This is a genomic window from Paenibacillus sp. FSL R5-0623 (genome assembly GCF_037974265.1).
Taxonomy (GTDB): Bacteria; Bacillota; Bacilli; order Paenibacillales; family Paenibacillaceae; genus Paenibacillus.
Window position 1 is genome coordinate 691,746 of record NZ_CP150233.1, and the last position, 18,756, is coordinate 710,501.

The following is an 18,756-nucleotide window of genomic DNA, read 5'->3' on the forward strand; positions in this document are numbered from 1 at the left end:
GTATACGAAAAACCGGATTCGCCGATGTCAGGCAAATCCGGTTATTTTTGTTGGCACATGTGCAGTGGACTAGAGTGCAGCTTCCAACTCAGGCAAGTGATATCTTATTTGACCTTCTGCTCCTCTTTTTAAATTGTAAGGAACATGAGACACGTTATTTCCCGAAATCACCTGAAAACACGTTGTAGAAGGCTGTTTATTCAAAGATAGCGTTTGTCAGATTCTTTAAAATGCTGCGAGTACTTTAAACCCCTGAATAAGACGTCACAGGTTCGTTAGCGCTCCCGCTTCATATCTGCTCCAGAACATTCAGTTACGCTATGGCTTTCGGCAGGTTTAAGGATACGCTCTAGCTGCTTGCTGATAAACGGTCTGCGGAATGTGCAAGCCTTCCCAAGAGTTCGGACAGCAATTCCTTGTCTTCCTCACTTAGTCCACTTACAGCCCGATCAATCTTCAACGCATAGCCTGGATAGATATCATCCATGGTGCGCTGTCCTTCTTCGGTCAATTCCACAAAGATGATACGTCTGTCTTGCGGACAATGTTTGCGGTGTAACAATCCTTTTTGCTCCAGCTTATCGATCACATAGGTCACATTACCACTTTGCAGCAGAAGTTGTGCGCCAACCTGTTGAATCGGCTGAGCTCCTTTCATATATAACACTTCGAGCACCCCGTATGCGGTGGGGTTGAAGCCATGCACTTTGCTTCCGGATACAGCGTGTTCATTCACGCTTTTGAATGTCTGGGCCAAGGTGCGGTACAGATGAAGTGAACGTTCGGTTCCGATTTCTTGTAATTCCAGCATGCTGATCCCGCCTTTTCAGATTAGTTATAAGTTGAAATGATGAAGAGGGGTTCTCTCCGTTATGCTGTTCATGTAAAAGAGTATTTCAACTTATATAAGTTGGTTAGTTATGTTTGACGATTCAGGTTGTCGCCATGGTTTAATTGTAAACTTCTATTTCTACGAAAAACATGCGATATGTCACAAGATTTGCATTTTTAGCATTTAAAATTTGATCATTCATCATGCTAAAAAATCATCCTTCAGATGTCGCTTTTTCTCCGCCTCTGGCAGGAGGTCGAGTCAAGGGCTGCTCTATATAATGAGTTCATACTATGAATTGGAAGATAATGGAGGAGAAGAAGGATGACAAGTGATTTAACGTTTGAAGGACAACGACCGCTGAAGAATAACCGATCTTTTGTAACATTGATGGTGGCACAGGCCATTTCCAATCTGGGTGATTGGCTGCATCTGCTCGCAATCCTGACCCTCGTGGGTATCCACTGGAATGCAACGCCATGGGAGATCACATTTGTCACACTTTCCGCAGCAATACCCATTCTGTTGACAGGGCCATTTGCAGGCACACTTGCAGATCGCCTGAACCGAAAATGGCTGATGATTGTAGCCGATGGTGCACGGATCATCATCGTGGGTGCGTTAATTTTTGCTGACCAGATCTGGCACATCTACATACTGCTGGTCCTCAAATCCCTGTTCGATGTCATGTTCTCTCCGGCCAAAAACGGAAAGCTGAAGGAGATTGTACCTCACGAACAACTTGCGCAAGCTGTATCCATCAGCTCGATCATTGAACAGATGTCCAAAATTATTGGTCCAGCGCTTGGTGGACTGCTGGTAGCCGCTTTTGGCATCACCTGGTGTTTTGTTATCGATTCAGCGTCTTTTTTGATCTCCGGCATCATTTTATTGTGGATTCCTGGAACTCGGGTGATCCAATCTGCAATTCATAACGTAACAGAAATAAATGAAGAGACAGCTGGGGGTGTTCGTAACCGCTCAAAAGGCTCTTTTTGGAAGGAAACACAGGAGGGCATTCGCATGCTTGCATCTCTCCCTCACGTAGGAGCGTCTCTGATTTTGCTTGCTTCAGCCATACTTTTTCTGCAATTTGCCGATTCACAGACTGTGGTGTTATTCAGACAACTTCCAGGAATTTCAAGTGATCTACTGGGATGGTGCGTGGCAGCAAGTGGTGTAGGTACATTAATTGCAGCGATGAGTGTACGGAAGTGGAAGCATGCAGGGCATATTTTGAAAATGGGTCTGGGTACCATACTCATGGGTCTGGTTATCGGCGGAGCCGGAGTTATTGTTGGGGTTTGGCCGCATGCCGGGCTAGGTGCCAATCTGTTGTTAGTATCCCTTTTTACCCTGGCAGGTGTCGGAATTGGGTTTGCGATTGTACCCTTTCAGATCCTGTTGCAGGAACAGACACCTGAGGCGATGACAGGCAGGGTATTTGGAACGGTAGGTAGCGTGATGACTGCCAGTAATATTATGGGCCCGGTGGTAGGCGGATTTATGGTCACCTCATTTGGTGTAGTGCCGGCTTTTGTCTGTTCAGGCATTTTGATGACCCTGCTTGGTTTGATTTATTTGATGAAACGTAATGGGGAAAAAGCCGATCTGAATGGTTCCATTGCAGCCAAAACAATGATTGCAGGCGACTAAAAACAGGCCGGATCTGCTCAGGTTAGAACAGTTGAAATGAAGGTTTGAATTTACTTCAAATTTTAAGTTTTTGATTAAAAAGCGTTTGAGTAAACGCCTTCACGTTTAATGAGGAACAGGCAGAAATCCCTGTATTCTAATTATTCCTAGGGGAAAACTCATATCCCTTGTCCCACCAACGCATTAGCGGAAAGGGGGTGAAGCAACTTGAATGTAAAGTTACCAAAATCTATAGTACGTCTGGGAAGCATCCCACTGGTTATACTCGCCGGGACTTTGATGCTGGAGTTTGGATCGTCACATGTATACGCAGAAGAGGCTCAAGTATCTTCTGAAAAACCGTCCAGCGGATTGTCGCTGAATTTGTTTTCACGTGATTCGGATGGCGGGTTGAATCTGACTCCGTCGGTATCGGTATCCACACCACTACTGGATGTTGAAGTTCCATCGATCAAAGCGAATGAATCGACAGGTAAGCTGAGTGTATCTGAGCTGAACGTAGATACGCCGCTTGGATCGGCCGGAACATCAGAGATTGGGATTGATGCGAAGAAGGGAACCGTCGAACTGCCGTCTGTACAGGCGGATACACCGGTGATCAGAGCCAATGTATCAAGCAGTCAGGTGAACCTCAACGAAGGTACTGCTTCCTTGCCTGGCGTTACCGCAGAGGTACCCGAGGTGATCAAGGCAGAGACGTCTGCTGTGAAAACAGACCTTCGGCAGGGCAAGGTTGAATTACCTTCCGTGAAGGTGGATGTGCCTGAGGTTACTTCCATCAATATCTCTTCATCCCGAGTGGATCTGAGTAAGGGAAATGTCCAGCTTCCTTCTGTGAGAGCAGAAGTTCCAGTTGCAGACGTATCCGCTGAACTTAATCCTGATCAGGAAAAGGTGGAGATTCCAAGTGTGAAGCCGGAACCGCCTGTAGTCACTCCGGAAAAGTCGACGGTTGTCACAACACCGAATGTTGAAACTTCCAATACGAGTGCACTCGCAGATCCTGTTTCACCACAGAACACTGAGGAAGGACAGGACGCAGTACAGGTTACGGGCAAAGTGGTGGAGGTCACCACGGAACCAGAAGTACGTCCAGAACAACCTGCTGTCCCGCAGGCATTGCCTGTGGAAGGAACCGATCTGAAGAAGGATTCCGATGTTAATGCAGGTTTGTCAGATAACGAGTTATTCCTCGTAGATCAGACATCTGCTGAATCAGCTGTCACTGAACAAGTGCAGAGTAACCAGGAAGCCGATCTGAAACAAGATGATGCTGATGCAACATCTCCATTGCAGCCTCGCACAGAACGACCAACCAGTTGGTCTGTTGCAGCAAATTCTCCCGGCGCAGCTAATGCTTCAGCAGGGACAAGCTCCGGTTCGTCCGGTGTAACTGGAGGTGGAGCAATCGCACCAGCCGCTGCACTTCCGGGAGCAACAACGGGTCTGGTTACCCCAGATTACGATTATGCCTTCCGAATGGAACGGCTCGATGGGTTCAGTCAATGGTCACAGGCACCGCCTGGGCGGCCGCCGCAATATACCTCTTTCTCTTAGACAACAATGGCGTTAATTCAACCAAAATTGAGAAGGAGTGTATATCATCATGAAAAAAGTGAATCGTTGGGTAAAATTGTCGGTATTGTCGGGTACGTTGGTAGCTGGATTGCTGGGAGCTTCGCAGGCAACTTACGCAGATAGCTATAGCAATAACAGCAGTGGCAATCTGGATCTGAATGCAGGTTTGCGCCTGGAGCTGGGATCTCTTCTGTCAGGACACCGTGACACAGGTTACGGTAGCCATGGGAGCTACGGAGGTTCATCCAGTGCAAGCGGAGCATTAAATCTGGATCTTGGCCTTAATGCCGGCTTATCTTCCGAGAGTATGAACCGTTACAATGATCGTTCTTCCGAGCACACAGTTGAGCATAGCAGTTCTGGCAAGCTGGGCCTTGGCCTCAATGCCAATGTGTCGGGAGAAGGTACAACGATGAGCGACTATTCAAGAGGCGGCGATGATCGGAACGTAAACAGCAGCTATGCGAGTGAAAGTCGTGGCGTACTGGATCTGGGTCTGAACGCGAAAGCGGAAGGAGAGAGTGCAACAATGGCTCAATCCGAACGCACTAACAGCGTGAAAGACAGCGAGCGTAACGTAAATAGCAGCTATGCGAGTGAAAGTCGCGGCGTACTGGATCTGGGTCTGAACGCGAAAGCAGAAGGAGAGAGTGCAACGATGGCTCAATCCGAACGCAACAACAGCGTGAAAGACGGTGAACGTAACACGAGCAGTAGCTACGCGAGCGAAAGCCGCGGCGCACTGGATCTGGGTCTGAACGCCAAAGCGGAAGGAGAGAGTGCAACAATGGCTCAATCCGAACGTACTAACAGCGTGAAAGACAGTGAGCGTAACGTGAACAGTAGCTACGCGAGCGAAAGCCGCGGCGCACTGGATCTGGGTCTGAACGCCAAAGCAGAAGGAGAGAGTGCAACAATGGCTCAATCCGAACGTACTAACAGCGTGAAAGACAGTGAGCGTAACACGAACAGTAGCTACGCGAGCGAAAGCCGCGGCGCACTGGATGTGGGTCTGAACGTGAATGCAGAAGGAGAGAGTGAAACGATGGCTCAATCCGAACGTACTAACAGCGTGAAAGACAGTGAGCGTAACACGAACAGTAGCTACGCGAGCGAAAGTCCTGGCGCACTGGATCTGGGTCTGAACGCCAAAGCAGAAGGAGAGAGTGCAACAATGGCTCAATCCGAACGCAATAACAGCGTGAATGACCGTGAGCGTAACGTGAACAGCAGCTATGCGAACGAAAGCCGTGGCGCTTTGGATCTGGATCTGAATGTGAATGCAGATGCAGAGAGTGAAACTACTTCTGTGGTGGAGACAAATCGGTAATATGAGATTTTCATTGTAATATGAAGAAGCAGGGGATCCGGAACCCCTGCTTCTTTTTTACATTTTATGAGCTAGCGTTCTTCTGAATGTTCTTCTAATAAGCGTACTATCTTTTCAAATGTATACTCGCCTTCGGCAATCTTGACCATAAATTCAACTGCATATTTACGTTCCATCTGCAAATGGTAGCCATTCACTCGCAGAAAGGACTTGGTTACAAGATAAGCTGTACGTTTATTTCCGTTATAGAAACAGTGGTTTTTAACCAATGACTCTAATAAGGCAGTAGCTTTATCAAATATGGAAGGGTAGGCATCCTCTCCAAACAAACTTTGGAGAGGTCTATTTATCGCAGAATCCAACAAAGCAGAATCCTTAACCCCAGCTTGTGCTGTATCATTCATCTTCTTCATCATAAAATGGTGAGCGGCTACTACTTCTTCAATGGTAAGGAATATGGTCATCTTAACGATCCCTTAAATCATTAAGGATATCCTCATCTTCTTCGAAAACGTCGAAGAAAGCTTCCAGTACTTCGGGTCTTACATTTTCGGGTATTTTCATTTGTTTAACCTTTTTTAGTACAATTTCTCCCTGACTGTTTTCAATAAATTCAATCTCATCGCCCTGAGAAACATGGAGCTTATCAATTAAAACCTTGGGCAAGCTAATGCCCAAGCTGTTTCCCATTTTGCCTATTTTGCGAGAAAGAATTTTTCTTTTGGAATGCTCTTCTTTCATCTGAGCCCCACCATTCATGATATATTCCTCCTATAGTATGATCCAACTTATGAAAGTAATACATTTGTATGTATTAATGTTAGTATGTAATAACATTATAACATGGTTTGTACTTCAAAATGCTCAGAATGATCAAACAAACAGCCCGTAACTCGATTACAATAAAACTAAAGAATGAAATAAACGCCTGATTAGAACAGGGAGTGAATGATATGGGAACGGAATATAACAGTGCGGAAGTACAGGAGTCCATATTGGACGTACATATTACAGAGGCAGGATACGAGCCGGGACAATCGACCATCCGTAATATTCGAATGAATGTGGCGCGAGGAGAACTGGTAGGTATTATCGGACCAAATGGTGCGGGCAAAAGTACCACAATCAAAACGCTTCTTGGTCTGCTGGAACATGCGAACTATGAAGTGACGATTGGGGGAGATGGTCGTTATGCCTATATCCCGGAGCAACCGGTTTTTTATGAATATATGACTTTATGGGAACATCTTGATCTGGCTGCAGCGGCGTATGAAATGGAGGAAGAAGCTTTTGTTGCCCGAGCGGAGGAACTGTTGGTTCGTTTCGGTATGGACCATGTTCGGAATGACCTTCCAGCCAGTTTTTCAAAGGGCATGCGGCAGAAAATGATGCTGATGATCGGATTTCTGTCTTCACCTGATATCTATATTGTGGACGAGCCTTTCATCGGACTGGACCCTCGTGCAACCAAGGATTTCCTAAAATTACTGGATGATGAACGTCGCCGCGGCGCGGGTGTGCTCATGTCTACGCATGTACTGGATACCGCTGAACGAATCTGCGATCGGTTTATTCTGATTGCTTCGGGCAGATCGGCTGCCGAGGGAACATTGGATGAGATTCGTGAAGCGGCAGGATTGCCGGAAGCTTCTTTGTTTGACTGTTTCGATGTACTGACGTCTTAGATAGAGAGAGGGTGAGAGAGAATGGAGACTTCCCAGCGTTATACCCCACTTCGTTTATACAGACGAAGACGCAAAGAACATTTCAAGGAACAGATGAAAAATCTCAGACTCGTCGTGGATTGGACAGTGTGGGTATACCTGCTTGTTCCCGGTGTGCTCTATCTGATTGGATGGTACACGAGTCTGTGGACCAAACCGCTGCCTGCATGGGCCACAGGATTACCGCTCCCCGTACTGACTGGGCTGATCGACGTGGTTATGCTTACCGGTGGTGTGTTGATATTTGTGGAGGAAGCGGATGTATTGTTTCTGAAATCAAGGCCGTTATGGATACGAACGTTAATGAGGCATGGGCTCTACCGATCCTGTCTGCAACATCTGGGCAAAATGATCCTGATTACAGCGCTGACCGCACCCCTGTGGTCCCGTGTCTATGAGATGTCGAATCTCCAGATTGCACTTATGGCTGTCTGGTTTGGTGCAGTAGCTTCATTCCAAGCCATAACACTACATATGACGAAGGTTCGACATACAGGATGGCGGCGCTGGATTCAGATGATCCCTCTCGTCATTGGCATAGGTTACATGACCATTCATGCGAAATCATGGATGTATGGACAGACGTGGAAAATCAGCTTTGGAATCGTAATTATCATGCTTCTTCTAATTACAGTTGGACAGATGAGGCTATTGATGAAGGGAACGTTTGAAGGTGATGTGCGGGAGGATCTGCGGAGCAGGCTGCAGCTTACAGCTCTAATGTTAAGCCGGGCGGTGAGCAAGCCGAAAGCCCCACGAACACGGTCCATCATCTTCCGCAAACCGCGTAAACTGTTACGCAATCGTTCCATTGCGAATCGGACAGCGGAGATTGCATTCAAGGCATTTTTCAGGAACTCGGCCACGATGAAATTATATCTGCAGCTTGGCGGACTATCCATCGCAGCAGTTGCATTACCACCTTTTCCGGTCAATGTCATTGTGTGTGCGTTATTAATCATCATGTTGACGGTGATGTTTTATCGTTCCTGGGATGTTTTTGCCACGTCCGACTATGTTCAGCTTATAACATATGACTCGGAGGCGCTGCATCTTGCAGGTTCAATGATGGTTCGGATGTTGTTTGTCCCGATTGGTATTCTTATGGGATTCACGCTGGGATTGGCCTGGCTCGGCTGGATGGTCGGTATTCTGACAGCTGTAGGTGCGGTGGCCTTTGGACTCTGTGTGTTATCTATTGCCGGATGGGTTCGGCTGACCAGGGCCTAAAGGAATTACTTTCTAAGTCAGAGCATATCACGCGCTATAACTGACCATGCTATAGAAGAATAATCTCATCTATGGATGATGAGAGATTAGCTGTAGCAAGGAGGAAGAAACGATGATGGATAATAGCGAACTACAGGTGCACTTTTCAGACGATTCAGCGTTGAATGCCGCCAGGGCAACCTTGGAGGAATTGGGATATAAGCCGTATCAATCCGGCCCGCTGGAACTGTACATCCCCACAGATCGCCAAGATCCTCAGTCTGCCGTAGAGATTGTACAATCCCATGGAGGAAGTGCCGTATTTGCCGCGCAAACGGAAGAGCTGGATCAGTTTCAGAATATATCAATTCCGGCTCATCTTGTGAATGAAGACTGGAATGAGGGTTATGCGAACGGAACCCAGGGAAGTCAGACGGAGCAAGGCAGACATAACTATAGCGATGACCCGACATACGATGATTCGGCTGATGGATTTTCAGGCAGTGTGAAAGCATAGAAGCATCACAAGCTAAGAGCAGTTCGAGCCAATTTTTCTAAAATGGAACAATACCCAAAACCCCCGATCGTCCACAGATAGTGGATATCGGGGGTTTTGGCATCTGAAGCAATTCTCGCTGATGATGCCACTAGGCATGATTCGTAATCAAAAGCGAACTTTTTGAACAACCTCTATTATAGTTTAGCGTGTTTATATTCAGCCGCATGCATGCCAGCCGTATATCCCGTGGAGAAAGCAGCGGTGATATTATACCCTCCGGTGTAGCCGTGAATATCCAAAACTTCACCGCAGAAGAATAGTCCAGGCAGCAGCTTGGATTCCATTGTTTTTGGGTATATCTCCTTTAAGTGGATTCCTCCCCCAGTAACAAAGGCTTCTTTGAGCGATCTCGTTCCGTCTGCTCGGAAGGTAAAAGCTTTCATTAGCCCGCACAAGGTGCTTAACATACCTTTGGGAAAATGGTGGAACGTAAGGTCATCGCTGATCTCTGCCCGTTTCATCATTAAGGGAATCATGCGCTCAGGAACCCATGTTTTTAAAATGTTTTTGACAGCCTTGCGGGACTCTTGTTCCAATACCTGTTGCACCTGTGCTTCCAATGCACCCAAGGACAGCTCCGGGAACAGATCAATGCTCATAATGACCTGTGGGTTTCCAGACTTCATCTGAACCTTGCGGATAAATTGGCTGCAACGCAGTGCGACGGGTCCGGATACTCCAAAATGCGTGAAGATCATATCCCCGCGATGGGAGATGACCGTTTTTCCTTTGGCATCCACTACGGATAGAGCGATATCCCTCAAAGACAAACCTTGCAGTTCTTTGGATTGAATCCAACTCTCCCCAGACACAATGGGCACTTCGGTTGGATATAACTCTGTAATGGTGTGACCCGCAGCCTCAGCCCAAGGATAACCGTCTCCGGTTGATCCGGTTTGGGGTACGGATTTGCCGCCGGTAGCGATGATGACAGAGCGCCCAAGAATGGTTTTACCGGATATCAATTTAACACCCTGTACCTGCTGACCGTTCTGAATAATTTCCTTGACCGGTTCTTTGGTGCGAATCTCAACGCCGAGGGAAACAATCTTTCCTACCAGCGCATCCACGACTGTTTTCGCTTTATCGGTTACAGGGAACATTCTGCCGTTGTCTTCTTCTTTCAGGGCAATTCCGAGATTTTCGAAGAAACGCATGATTCCCTGGTTGTCCAGATTCTGAAACGAACTATATAAAAAGCGTCCATTACCCGGAATATGTCGGATGAGTTCATCCGTTTCCTTGGCATTGGTTACATTGCATCGACCTCCGCCAGAGATGCCAAGTTTACGACCCAGTTGATCTCCTTTATCCAGCAGAAGCACGGAGGCTCCATGCTCGGCAGCAGCTACGCAAGCCATCAGACCCGCAGATCCGCCACCAATTACAATGACATCATACATATGTTATTACCCTCTTTTTTCATTGATTTTGTCTGTTTTACGTAAAATGTGTCTACTCCTGGCTTTTTCTGAAATATAATGGAGTTATGAGTAGTTCTATTATGGAGTCTCAAGGGATATATTGTAATATACTGTCGCCTATGTTTTAATCAGAAATACATGAGGGAATGTGCAGGCAGAGGAGGAGATGGCATTGTGGTTGCGTTAAAGGACATTCTTTTACAAGTACTGCTGGCGGGGTCGGCGGTATACCTGATTCCCTTATTCCATCTGGGGCTCTCCAAGCGGGCTGTGGCCAAGTTGGAACAGGCCGGAATGTTGCAGACCGTTTTTGCTGTGACGAGTGTCGTGAGCACGCTATTGTGTTTGCTGTTCGCGCTTCACGGGAGTCCAGGGGCTGTACCCATATCACTAAGCATCGTACCTGTAATACTTGTTATTTTGTATTGTAAGTCCGTTATAGGCTTAACGCTGTCCATACTACATATTCTCTTCTATTTCCTTTTTGCGCATTCCTATGATCTGTACGGATTTCTCCTTCATACGGGCATTCTTCTCTATCCTATTGTATGGTTGTCTGCCAAACGATTCAAGCATAATACACCTTCGCACAAAATGACGATCCTCATCATCCTGATTACAATGGAACTGGTTGTAACGAGTTTGTTATGGATCGCATCCCTCCAGAATGAATCCACGTACTCTGCGACCTACATAATACTTACAGCACTTGGGTATACCACTGGAGCCATTGTTGCGGGTAGTCTGAGTCTGCTATGGCTGGAACGGATGAAGCACTATCGCGGGCTGGAGCAGCATCTCTCGGAAGTCCACCATCGATACATAGCCGAAACGGAGAAACTTCATCAGATTCTGAACGCAGTGCCTCTCTCCATTGCCACCGTAGATAAACAAGGCACAGTGATATTTGTCAATGAGATGATGGAGCAAACCGCAAGGGAGCAGCTGCCATGTACGTCCACGCCTGATCTCATTGGACAGCCTGCCAGTCAATTTGTTGAACAAGGTCAGGCGGACAAGATGGATAAAAGCATTCGCAGAGCCATCGTTCATGGTGAGATTAGTGGGTTGACCGTTCGTTACGGTGCACACGTATTTCAGTCCCGAACCGTACCGATTTATGCCTTTTCAACAGAGTCTGCGAGTGAAGTTACAGGAGCCATGCTGATCATTCAGGATATCACGGAGCTTGAGATGTTGCGAAGTGAACTGGATAATGTGGATCGTCTCAGTCTGGTGGGGCAGATGGCTGCAAGCATTACGCATGAAGTGCGTAATCCAATGGCGGTTGTGCGTGGTTTTCTTCAACTCATGCAGGAAAAGAGTCCTGATTCCCTCGATCACTATTACCGGATCGTTCTGGAAGAGCTGGACCGGGCGAATAGTATCATTAATGATTTTCTATCGCTGGCCCAGGATCGGATTGCGGAAAAAGAGGAATCCCAGCTGCATGATATCATTCATGAACTCAGTCCATTGTTGTGGGCCGATGCGAACCTGCGTGGTCAGAGTATTGAACTCATGCTGGACCATAATGTACCGAAGTTGCACCTCAATCCAAAGGAAATCAAACAGGTGGTACTCAATCTGGCCCGTAACGGGATGGAAGCCATGAATGAGAAGGGCGTGCTTACGCTGGAGACGCGGATAGTCGATGACAAAGTGGAACTGTGTGTACGTGACACAGGGCCTGGTCTACCCAGAGTGAAGAAGGAAAAGCTGTTTGAACCTTTCTATACCACAAAAGCCAAGGGAACCGGACTTGGATTGTCCATGTGCCTAAGTATTGTGGAACGACATAATGGAACCATTACTGTGGAATCGGAGGAAGGACAGGGCACGACCTTCAAAGTGGCATTTGAACGTTAGGTCATTCAGCATATTTTGCCAGACATTGAGACATAATATTATGGAAGAAGCCTTTCCGCAGGCGGTTTCTGAATCTTGCTTTCATTGCTTATGGATGTATAATAGGAATAGCACATCATTACATCCATAATGTTCGATATGAATGTAACGTTGTTTTGGAGAGTTTATTGGCCTTTAATTTTATCGAGATCATAGAACAACCATTTATAAGGAGTGAAACCGAATGTCGATGTCATTTGATCAATACATGAAAGATATGGTTCAACCGATGCGGGATGATTTAACTCGTCTAGGAATCCAGGAGCTGCGTACTCCTGAAGAAGTGGAAGCAAGTCTTCCTGATGCAAAAGGAACAGCGCTGGTTGTCATTAACTCTGTATGCGGATGTGCCGCAGGTCAATGTCGTCCAGGTGTGTCCCAAGCACTGCAGCACGATATTACACCGGATCACCTGTACACTGTATTTGCTGGTCAGGACAAAGAAGCAACTGCAAAAGCACGTGAATTCTTTGCACCGTATCCTCCATCTTCACCGTCCATCGCTCTGATGAAAGACGGCGAACTCGTTCACTTTATCGAGCGTCATCAAGTGGAAGACCGTTCTGCAGAGGATATTGCGGCTGATCTCAAAAGTGCATTTGATCGTTACTGCCGTTAATTCGCTCCAATAGAACGCCCCGCCCTTCGGATCACCGATGCCGGGGCGTTTCATTTTGGATAGATAAGGTTATTGAACCATTCGGACCTTTCAAGCTGGACATCAAATTTCATTCATTTAGAAACGGGGTGTGTGAACGATGAGTTTGCAACAACAGATCATCGCTGAATTGAAGGTTAAACCAAGCATTAATGAAGAAGAGGAAGTACGCAAGCGTGTTGATTTTCTGAAGACGTATGTGAAAAATGCGGGTGCCAAGGGTTTGCTGATTGCGATCAGCGGCGGTATTGACAGTGCAGTGGCTACGGCGCTTTGCAAAAAAGCGACGGACGAGCTTACGCAAGAGAACAACCAAGAGTACAAAACGCTTGGTGTGTTCCAACCTTATGGTGAACAATCCGATATCGACCACAGCTACGCTGTAGCCAAAGCATACGATCTGAAGCATGTCGTGGAAACCAATATCGAAGATGCAGTGAACGAGATTGCGCTGGAAGTGGAGCAAGGTTTCAAATCCTTGGGAAGCCCACGCCATATGACTCACCAAGGCAAAGGTAATGTCAAGGCGAGAACTCGTATGGTTATGCAATACGCGCTTTCGTTTGAAGAGAACCTGCTCGTTGTAGGTACGGATCATGCGTCCGAAGCCATCACGGGTTTCTATACCAAATGGGGCGACGGTGCTGTGGATATCACACCACTGAGCACTCTGAACAAACGTCAGGTACGCCAGCTGGCAGCATATCTGAATGTGCCACAGGCTATTTTGGACAAAGCACCATCGGCAGGACTGTGGGAAGGTCAGACGGACGAAGATGAGCTGGGAATTTCGTATGAAGCGAACAGTGACTATCTCGAAGGCAAACAGATCGATCCGGCTGCACAAGAGCGCCTCGAAGCGTTCTATAAACGCACACATCACAAACGCAATGCCATTCCTGGTATCTAATGTGGATGGATAAGCATGCTGGTTATAAGCTGTTAACACCAACATTGAAATAACTCCCTTTTAGGGAATGCAAAAAGAGTCACTGCTCACGCAGTGACTCTTTTTGTTATGTGGAACGAGAAACCGCAAAAATCCAGGTGATTACTATCTTAAAGATGAGTTAGCTATTCCAGTCTTTGATCTGTTGCAGGGTTAGGGTGATGGCTTGCTCCAGTTGCGGAGTGGTTTCGTTAAATGGATGTACGGTATTAAAGGTATGATTCCCATCAGGAATCTGGTGCCAGGGGATATCAGGACGGGCTTGAACCAGCGCGGCAGAACCGTCTCTCAGACGTTGACCATCTGCTGTTCCCTGAATCAGTGCTACGCGCACAGAGGAAGAAGCCAAGCGGTCAATGATAGCGTAACGTTCGCTATGCTTGTCCAGGTCTTCCAGGATAGATACGTCCAGTGGCATCTGTTGGCCTGTACGTCCGTTAACGACATGGCTCCGGCCATGTGTGCGCATTTCTTCTTTTTGCTCCGCTGTAAAAAGATCCAGGTTGGTTATACCATTCCAGGAGATGACACCTGCCACCTGCTCGGGATGATCCAGTGCATAGACGAGACTTACGCCCGCACCGCGGCTATGACCAACCAGGTATACAGGAAGTCCTGTGAGTTCAGGTTGTGTAGCTACATGCTCCAGTACCAGGGCCAGATCGGCAAGCTCCCGGCTGTAGGTATTCACTGCGAACTTTTCAAGTTCTGAGAATTGCTCCAGATATTCGCCGATACCGTTGTGAGAGAAATTAAAGGTCAGCACATGATGCGTCTGGCTTAGCTGTGAAGCTGCATAGGGGAACATGCCCCAGTCTTTGAAGCCTTTGTATCCGTGAGACAGAATGATGACACCTTGAGCGGATTGTTGTGCAGGAAAAAAGTCTCCGCGAATGATCGCATCTACGTCAGTGGGCAATTCAAAAGTTATGGGCATGATTCAGACCTCCTAAGAATTTCAGACGATTCCTGATTCATATTTTAGCATATATGGTAATGCGGATAGGTACTCGCTTCTGTGCGCCCCTCCTGCTACAATAGAATACGTGTTCGGAGAGTTACGGATCATGTGATTGAATGGAGATCTTTTACAATGCATGTTCAAAAAGAGCGGTTTTCAGTACCAAGAAGATGGGACTTTTTGAATAACCTCTTACAGTATAAAATATTAAGCGGGTGAAGCGTTGATGATATATGGCATAGGTAATGATGTGCTGGAGATTGGACGTATGCGCAAGCTATTGTCCGGTCGCCATGCGGAAGCTTTTCTGAAACGAATTTTAACACCAGCAGAGCGGGAGATCGCGGCTCAACGGGGAAAGCGGATGACGGAGTTTGTATCCGGTCGATTTGCAGCGAAAGAAGCGGTGTCCAAGGCATTTGGCTGCGGTATTGGTGGCGTTATGGGTTTCACTGACATTGAGGTGCTGCCGGATGGGACAGGACGTCCAGTGGCCTCGTTGTCCAGTCAAGCCTGGGAACGTCTGCAACTGCCATATGATAAGCAATATGACATTCATTTGAGTATTACGCATCAGACGGAATTGGCAGCGGCCTTTGCAATCGTGGAGCAGATGGAAAAGTAGTTAGCTTGGCAATAGGAGAGGACGGAAATATGGGTTTACAGGAACAGAAACAACATTTCAGCGTGAATTTGCTGGACTGGTATATGATCAACCGACGGGATTTGCCGTGGCGTCGCCACAACAATCCGTATTTCACATGGGTATCGGAGATTATGCTTCAGCAGACTCGGGTTGATACGGTAATTCCGTATTTTAATCGTTTTATCGGGAATTTCCCGACCGTGCAGGCGTTGGCGGAAGCACCCGAAGAGGATGTGTTGAAAAATTGGGAGGGACTCGGTTATTACTCCCGTGCACGTAATCTTCAGGCCGCCGCGAGACAAGTCATGGAGCTGCACGGAGGCGAGATGCCGCAGGACAAGCAGGCTGTCTTTGCATTAAAAGGGGTGGGCCCGTATACTGCCGGGGCCATACTCAGCATTGCCTTCAACCAGCCGCAGCCTGCGGTAGATGGCAATGTCATGCGGGTACTGTCCCGATACTTCCTCATCGATGAGGACATTATGAAGGGCAGCACCCGGGTGTTGATGGAAGAGCTCGCAGGAGAGCTCATTCCGGAAGGGCGAGCGCGTGATTTCAATCAGGCGCTGATGGAGCTTGGCGCGTTGGTGTGTACACCCAAAGCGCCGCACTGCCTGACTTGCCCGGTCATGGAGCAATGTTCCGGCCGCATCGCCGGAAGAGAGCTTACACTGCCGGTCAAGACCAAGGCGAAGCCGCCGCGCCCTGAGCAGCGGCTGGTCGCGATTGTGGAGGGCCACGGTGCTCATCGCGGCCAAGTGCTTGTGCGCCAGCGCCCAGACACGGGCCTATTGGCCCGCATGTGGGAGCTGCCGCATGTGCTCGCGGCGCCCGCCGCAGCCAGCAAGAAGGCGGCGCCGCTGGCGGATGAGCCGGCCATGGCATTGCTGGCCGGCAGTCTGTGGGCGGAAGGCTTCGCTGCTCGCCCGGAAGGGCTGGCTACCCATGCGGAGCATGTGTTCAGCCACATTGTCTGGAGCCTGCAGGTGTACAAGTGTACCGAGCAGGACCAGAGCAGTGAGCTTCCGCTGATCGCAGCGGAAGCCAGAGCCGCCTACGATGCACAGGCGGCAACAAGGGAGGGCACAGCCTCATCAGCAGCTGTGTCTCCTGAGTCAGACACAACGCATTCATCGGTGCCAGGCACGCCTCATGCGCAGAACCTCTCAACATCGCTTAACGATGGAGAGAGGTTGATGTCATCATCTGACGTTAGTGACCTAGCACTGAGTACTACGACACTGACAGGTAAAGGCGATGGCTTGACCTACCGCTGGATCAGTCCGGAAGATATGGACAAGATGGCATTCCCGAATATATTTCTGAAGCTGATCAGCAGTTATTTTGCGGGAGCTTATGATCAAGTGAATGATTAAATGGGGGAGCTAACGAACCTGAGTGACGTTATCATAGCCAAATCAACCCAAGTTTCCGCATCAAAGCCCGTATTTGGGGAAATAGCTACTCTGAGATTCGTTATGTTCGCGATACGATAAAATATGGAGCAATAGCGTGTCCTGGGTTCGTTAGAAACAAAACACCCTTTAACTATAACTATAGCGATAGCAAAAAAGAGAGCCTGATCACGGTCATAACGACCGAATCAGGCTCTCTTTTATGTTAACTGTCCATACTAACAGTCTTATTTTGCAGAAGCGTAGCGTTTGTTCACTTCATCCCAGTTGATTACATTCCAGAAAGCACCGATATAATCAGGACGTTTGTTTTGATATTTCAGGTAGTAAGCGTGCTCCCATACATCCAGACCCAGAACCGGAGTCAGGCCTTCGAAGAGAGGGCTGTCTTGGTTAGGTGTGCTAGTGATGGACAACTTGCCATCTTTGCCAACTACGAGCCAAGCCCAGCCGGAACCGAAACGAGTTGTAGCTGCTTTAGCGAAATCTTCTTTGAATTTGTCAAAGCCACCCAGTTCGCTATCGATTGCTGCTGCGATATCGCCTGTAGGAGCGCCGCCGCCGTTAGGTCCGATGATTTCCCAGAACAGGCTGTGGTTAGCATGTCCACCACCATTGTTGCGAACCGCTGTGCGGATGCCTTCAGGTACGCTGTCAAGGTTAGCAATCAGATCTTCCAAACTTTTTTCTTGCAGTTCAGGAGCACTTTCCAGAGCTGCGTTCAAGTTGGTTACATAAGTATTGTGATGGCGATCGTGGTGGATTTCCATCGTTTGTGCATCGATATGTGGTTCCAGTGCGTCGTTAGCGTAAGGAAGTGCCGGTAATTGAAAAGCCATAATGAAATACCTCCTGAGATTTTAGGTTTTTTTGAAAACAGGTACATATGTAATAATACCCTTGCCACTATTATTAAACCGCATTCGGGCTAATTAAGCAACATTTTTGTTTATTAAGTCCCCCGAGGCGTTGATCTAATGATGGGCCAGAGATAACAAACATATTTTACCCTTTATGCAACTATTTATGTGTTTTCAGGCGTTAAAATGGATGTAAAGTTTAATATTCGTATGTAAACGGTTACAATTAAGCGCTTTCAAAAGAAAATGCGTGTTTTATGGAGAAAAGTATGGTTTAATTGACGAAGAAGCGGTATTTTCTCGTTTTTTGTCATTATATGAACATTGGGTTTTTGGTAAAAAGGGATTCCCTTTTTATAAAAAACCTCATCTAAGCTAACGAAAAGGGAGATTTAAGACATGCACGTTCGTTCCTTTCAGTTGAGTGATGCAAGCCAGATGACGGAGCTTCTCCAGGTTGCACTATCGGAAGAGTGTTATGAGAACACGATGGGCCCGTTTGCCCGTCAATTGTCATGGGATTCTGACCTGATCATGGTTGCGGAAGAAGAGGGAGACCTCGTAGGCGCTTTGATCGGTACGATTGATCACAACCAGGGTTGTATCTACCGTATTGCGGTTCATCCAGACTATCGTCGCCGTGGAGTCGGCAAAACACTTGTTGAGGCTATGGAACAGCGGTTCCAGCAGCGTAAAGTCAGCCAAGTATGGGTGGCGGGTGATGAGCACAACAAAGTAGCCATGCCTCTATATGAAGCAATGGGTTACGGTGCCAATCAGATTATGAGCGCTTTCCAGACTCTTAGTATTTTGTCCAAAGCTTAGTTTGCATGTTTAAAAAGAAATAAAAAAAAGATTTTCATTTCATATTAGGCATATCTCTTTAACGTGTAAGAACGTGAGGGATGTGCCTTTCTATTTATATGAGTGTTCTTCACATCATATTCCTCTGGTTTCCTCATTTTATGAACATGCTTCGGAGTCTCTGAATTCTATTTAAATCACCTTGACTATCCCGGCTGTATTCACGATAACGAAGGTATTGGT

The 18,756-nt window shown here is 47.4% G+C and carries 18 protein-coding genes; 12 read left to right on the forward strand and 6 right to left on the reverse strand.

Going from position 1 to position 18,756, the window contains the following annotated elements:
- Positions 1-349 precede the first annotated feature (349 nt).
- Complete coding sequence (locus MKY92_RS03285) at positions 350-811, reverse strand: MarR family transcriptional regulator (RefSeq protein ID WP_017690799.1); 462 nt, start codon at positions 809-811, stop codon at positions 350-352.
- 345 nt (positions 812-1,156) lie between these two features.
- Between MKY92_RS03285 and MKY92_RS03290 the strand changes: the two genes are divergently transcribed.
- The 3 genes from MKY92_RS03290 to MKY92_RS03300 all read left to right on the forward strand — a co-directional run bounded on the left by MKY92_RS03290 (position 1,157) and on the right by MKY92_RS03300 (position 5,396).
- The gene (locus tag MKY92_RS03290; RefSeq protein WP_339299137.1) at positions 1,157-2,488 is read left to right on the forward strand and encodes an MFS transporter; all 1,332 of its coding nucleotides are present in this window, start codon (positions 1,157-1,159) and stop codon (positions 2,486-2,488) included.
- A 207-nt stretch (positions 2,489-2,695) separates the two neighbouring features.
- Positions 2,696-4,045 carry a hypothetical protein gene (locus MKY92_RS03295; RefSeq protein WP_339299139.1) on the forward strand — a complete coding sequence of 450 codons (1,350 nt, stop codon included), beginning with the start codon at positions 2,696-2,698 and terminating at the stop codon, positions 4,043-4,045.
- Positions 4,046-4,094: 49 nt separating this feature from the next.
- Positions 4,095-5,396: a hypothetical protein gene (locus MKY92_RS03300; RefSeq protein WP_339299141.1), complete on the forward strand. Its 1,302-nt coding sequence runs from the start codon at positions 4,095-4,097 to the stop codon at positions 5,394-5,396.
- Between the two features lie 71 nt (positions 5,397-5,467).
- On the opposite strand, the gene MKY92_RS03305 is transcribed toward MKY92_RS03300, so the two are convergent.
- Both MKY92_RS03305 and MKY92_RS03310 read right to left on the reverse strand, forming a co-directional pair.
- Positions 5,468-5,860, reverse strand: coding sequence for a type II toxin-antitoxin system death-on-curing family toxin (locus MKY92_RS03305; protein WP_221818669.1), 393 nt, complete (start codon positions 5,858-5,860; stop codon positions 5,468-5,470).
- A 1-nt stretch (position 5,861) separates the two neighbouring features.
- Positions 5,862-6,155 carry an AbrB/MazE/SpoVT family DNA-binding domain-containing protein gene (locus MKY92_RS03310; protein ID WP_105405851.1) on the reverse strand — a complete coding sequence of 98 codons (294 nt, stop codon included), beginning with the start codon at positions 6,153-6,155 and terminating at the stop codon, positions 5,862-5,864.
- 194 nt (positions 6,156-6,349) lie between these two features.
- Between MKY92_RS03310 and MKY92_RS03315 the strand changes: the two genes are divergently transcribed.
- From MKY92_RS03315 to MKY92_RS03325, 3 genes are all read left to right on the forward strand, one after another.
- Positions 6,350-7,081, forward strand: coding sequence for an ABC transporter ATP-binding protein (locus MKY92_RS03315; RefSeq protein WP_339299142.1), 732 nt, complete (start codon positions 6,350-6,352; stop codon positions 7,079-7,081).
- Positions 7,082-7,102: 21 nt separating this feature from the next.
- The gene (locus MKY92_RS03320) at positions 7,103-8,350 is read left to right on the forward strand and encodes an ABC transporter permease (RefSeq protein WP_339299143.1); all 1,248 of its coding nucleotides are present in this window, start codon (positions 7,103-7,105) and stop codon (positions 8,348-8,350) included.
- Between the two features lie 112 nt (positions 8,351-8,462).
- On the forward strand, positions 8,463-8,846 hold the full coding sequence (locus tag MKY92_RS03325) for a hypothetical protein (protein ID WP_339299145.1): 384 nt from the start codon (positions 8,463-8,465) through the stop codon (positions 8,844-8,846).
- Positions 8,847-9,022: 176 nt separating this feature from the next.
- Here MKY92_RS03325 and MKY92_RS03330 read toward each other — a convergent pair whose 3' ends face one another.
- On the reverse strand, positions 9,023-10,291 hold the full coding sequence (locus MKY92_RS03330) for an NAD(P)/FAD-dependent oxidoreductase (protein WP_339299146.1): 1,269 nt from the start codon (positions 10,289-10,291) through the stop codon (positions 9,023-9,025).
- 195 nt (positions 10,292-10,486) lie between these two features.
- Here MKY92_RS03330 and MKY92_RS03335 point away from each other — a divergent pair, with 195 nt between their 5' ends.
- From MKY92_RS03335 to nadE, 3 genes are all read left to right on the forward strand, one after another.
- Positions 10,487-12,181 carry an ATP-binding protein gene (locus tag MKY92_RS03335; protein ID WP_339299148.1) on the forward strand — a complete coding sequence of 565 codons (1,695 nt, stop codon included), beginning with the start codon at positions 10,487-10,489 and terminating at the stop codon, positions 12,179-12,181.
- A gap of 223 nt (positions 12,182-12,404) precedes the next feature.
- Positions 12,405-12,839 carry a BrxA/BrxB family bacilliredoxin gene (locus MKY92_RS03340; RefSeq protein ID WP_017690788.1) on the forward strand — a complete coding sequence of 145 codons (435 nt, stop codon included), beginning with the start codon at positions 12,405-12,407 and terminating at the stop codon, positions 12,837-12,839.
- Between the two features lie 139 nt (positions 12,840-12,978).
- Positions 12,979-13,788 carry an ammonia-dependent NAD(+) synthetase gene (gene nadE / locus MKY92_RS03345; protein WP_221818675.1) on the forward strand — a complete coding sequence of 270 codons (810 nt, stop codon included), beginning with the start codon at positions 12,979-12,981 and terminating at the stop codon, positions 13,786-13,788.
- A 160-nt stretch (positions 13,789-13,948) separates the two neighbouring features.
- Here the strand turns inward: nadE and MKY92_RS03350 are convergent, their stop codons facing one another.
- Entirely contained in the window at positions 13,949-14,764 is an 816-nt protein-coding gene (locus tag MKY92_RS03350; protein ID WP_339299150.1) for an alpha/beta fold hydrolase, read from the reverse strand.
- 250 nt (positions 14,765-15,014) lie between these two features.
- Here MKY92_RS03350 and acpS point away from each other — a divergent pair, with 250 nt between their 5' ends.
- Positions 15,015-15,413: a holo-ACP synthase gene (gene acpS, locus MKY92_RS03355; protein WP_339299151.1), complete on the forward strand. Its 399-nt coding sequence runs from the start codon at positions 15,015-15,017 to the stop codon at positions 15,411-15,413.
- A gap of 29 nt (positions 15,414-15,442) precedes the next feature.
- Positions 15,443-16,810, forward strand: a complete 1,368-nt coding sequence (gene mutY, locus MKY92_RS03360; protein WP_339299152.1) for an A/G-specific adenine glycosylase — start codon at positions 15,443-15,445, stop codon at positions 16,808-16,810.
- Positions 16,811-17,076: 266 nt separating this feature from the next.
- Here the strand turns inward: mutY and MKY92_RS03365 are convergent, their stop codons facing one another.
- Positions 17,077-17,688, reverse strand: coding sequence for a superoxide dismutase (locus MKY92_RS03365; protein WP_150364015.1), 612 nt, complete (start codon positions 17,686-17,688; stop codon positions 17,077-17,079).
- Between the two features lie 420 nt (positions 17,689-18,108).
- Between MKY92_RS03365 and MKY92_RS03370 the strand changes: the two genes are divergently transcribed.
- The gene (locus MKY92_RS03370; protein ID WP_017690782.1) at positions 18,109-18,534 is read left to right on the forward strand and encodes a GNAT family N-acetyltransferase; all 426 of its coding nucleotides are present in this window, start codon (positions 18,109-18,111) and stop codon (positions 18,532-18,534) included.
- Positions 18,535-18,756 lie beyond the last annotated feature (222 nt).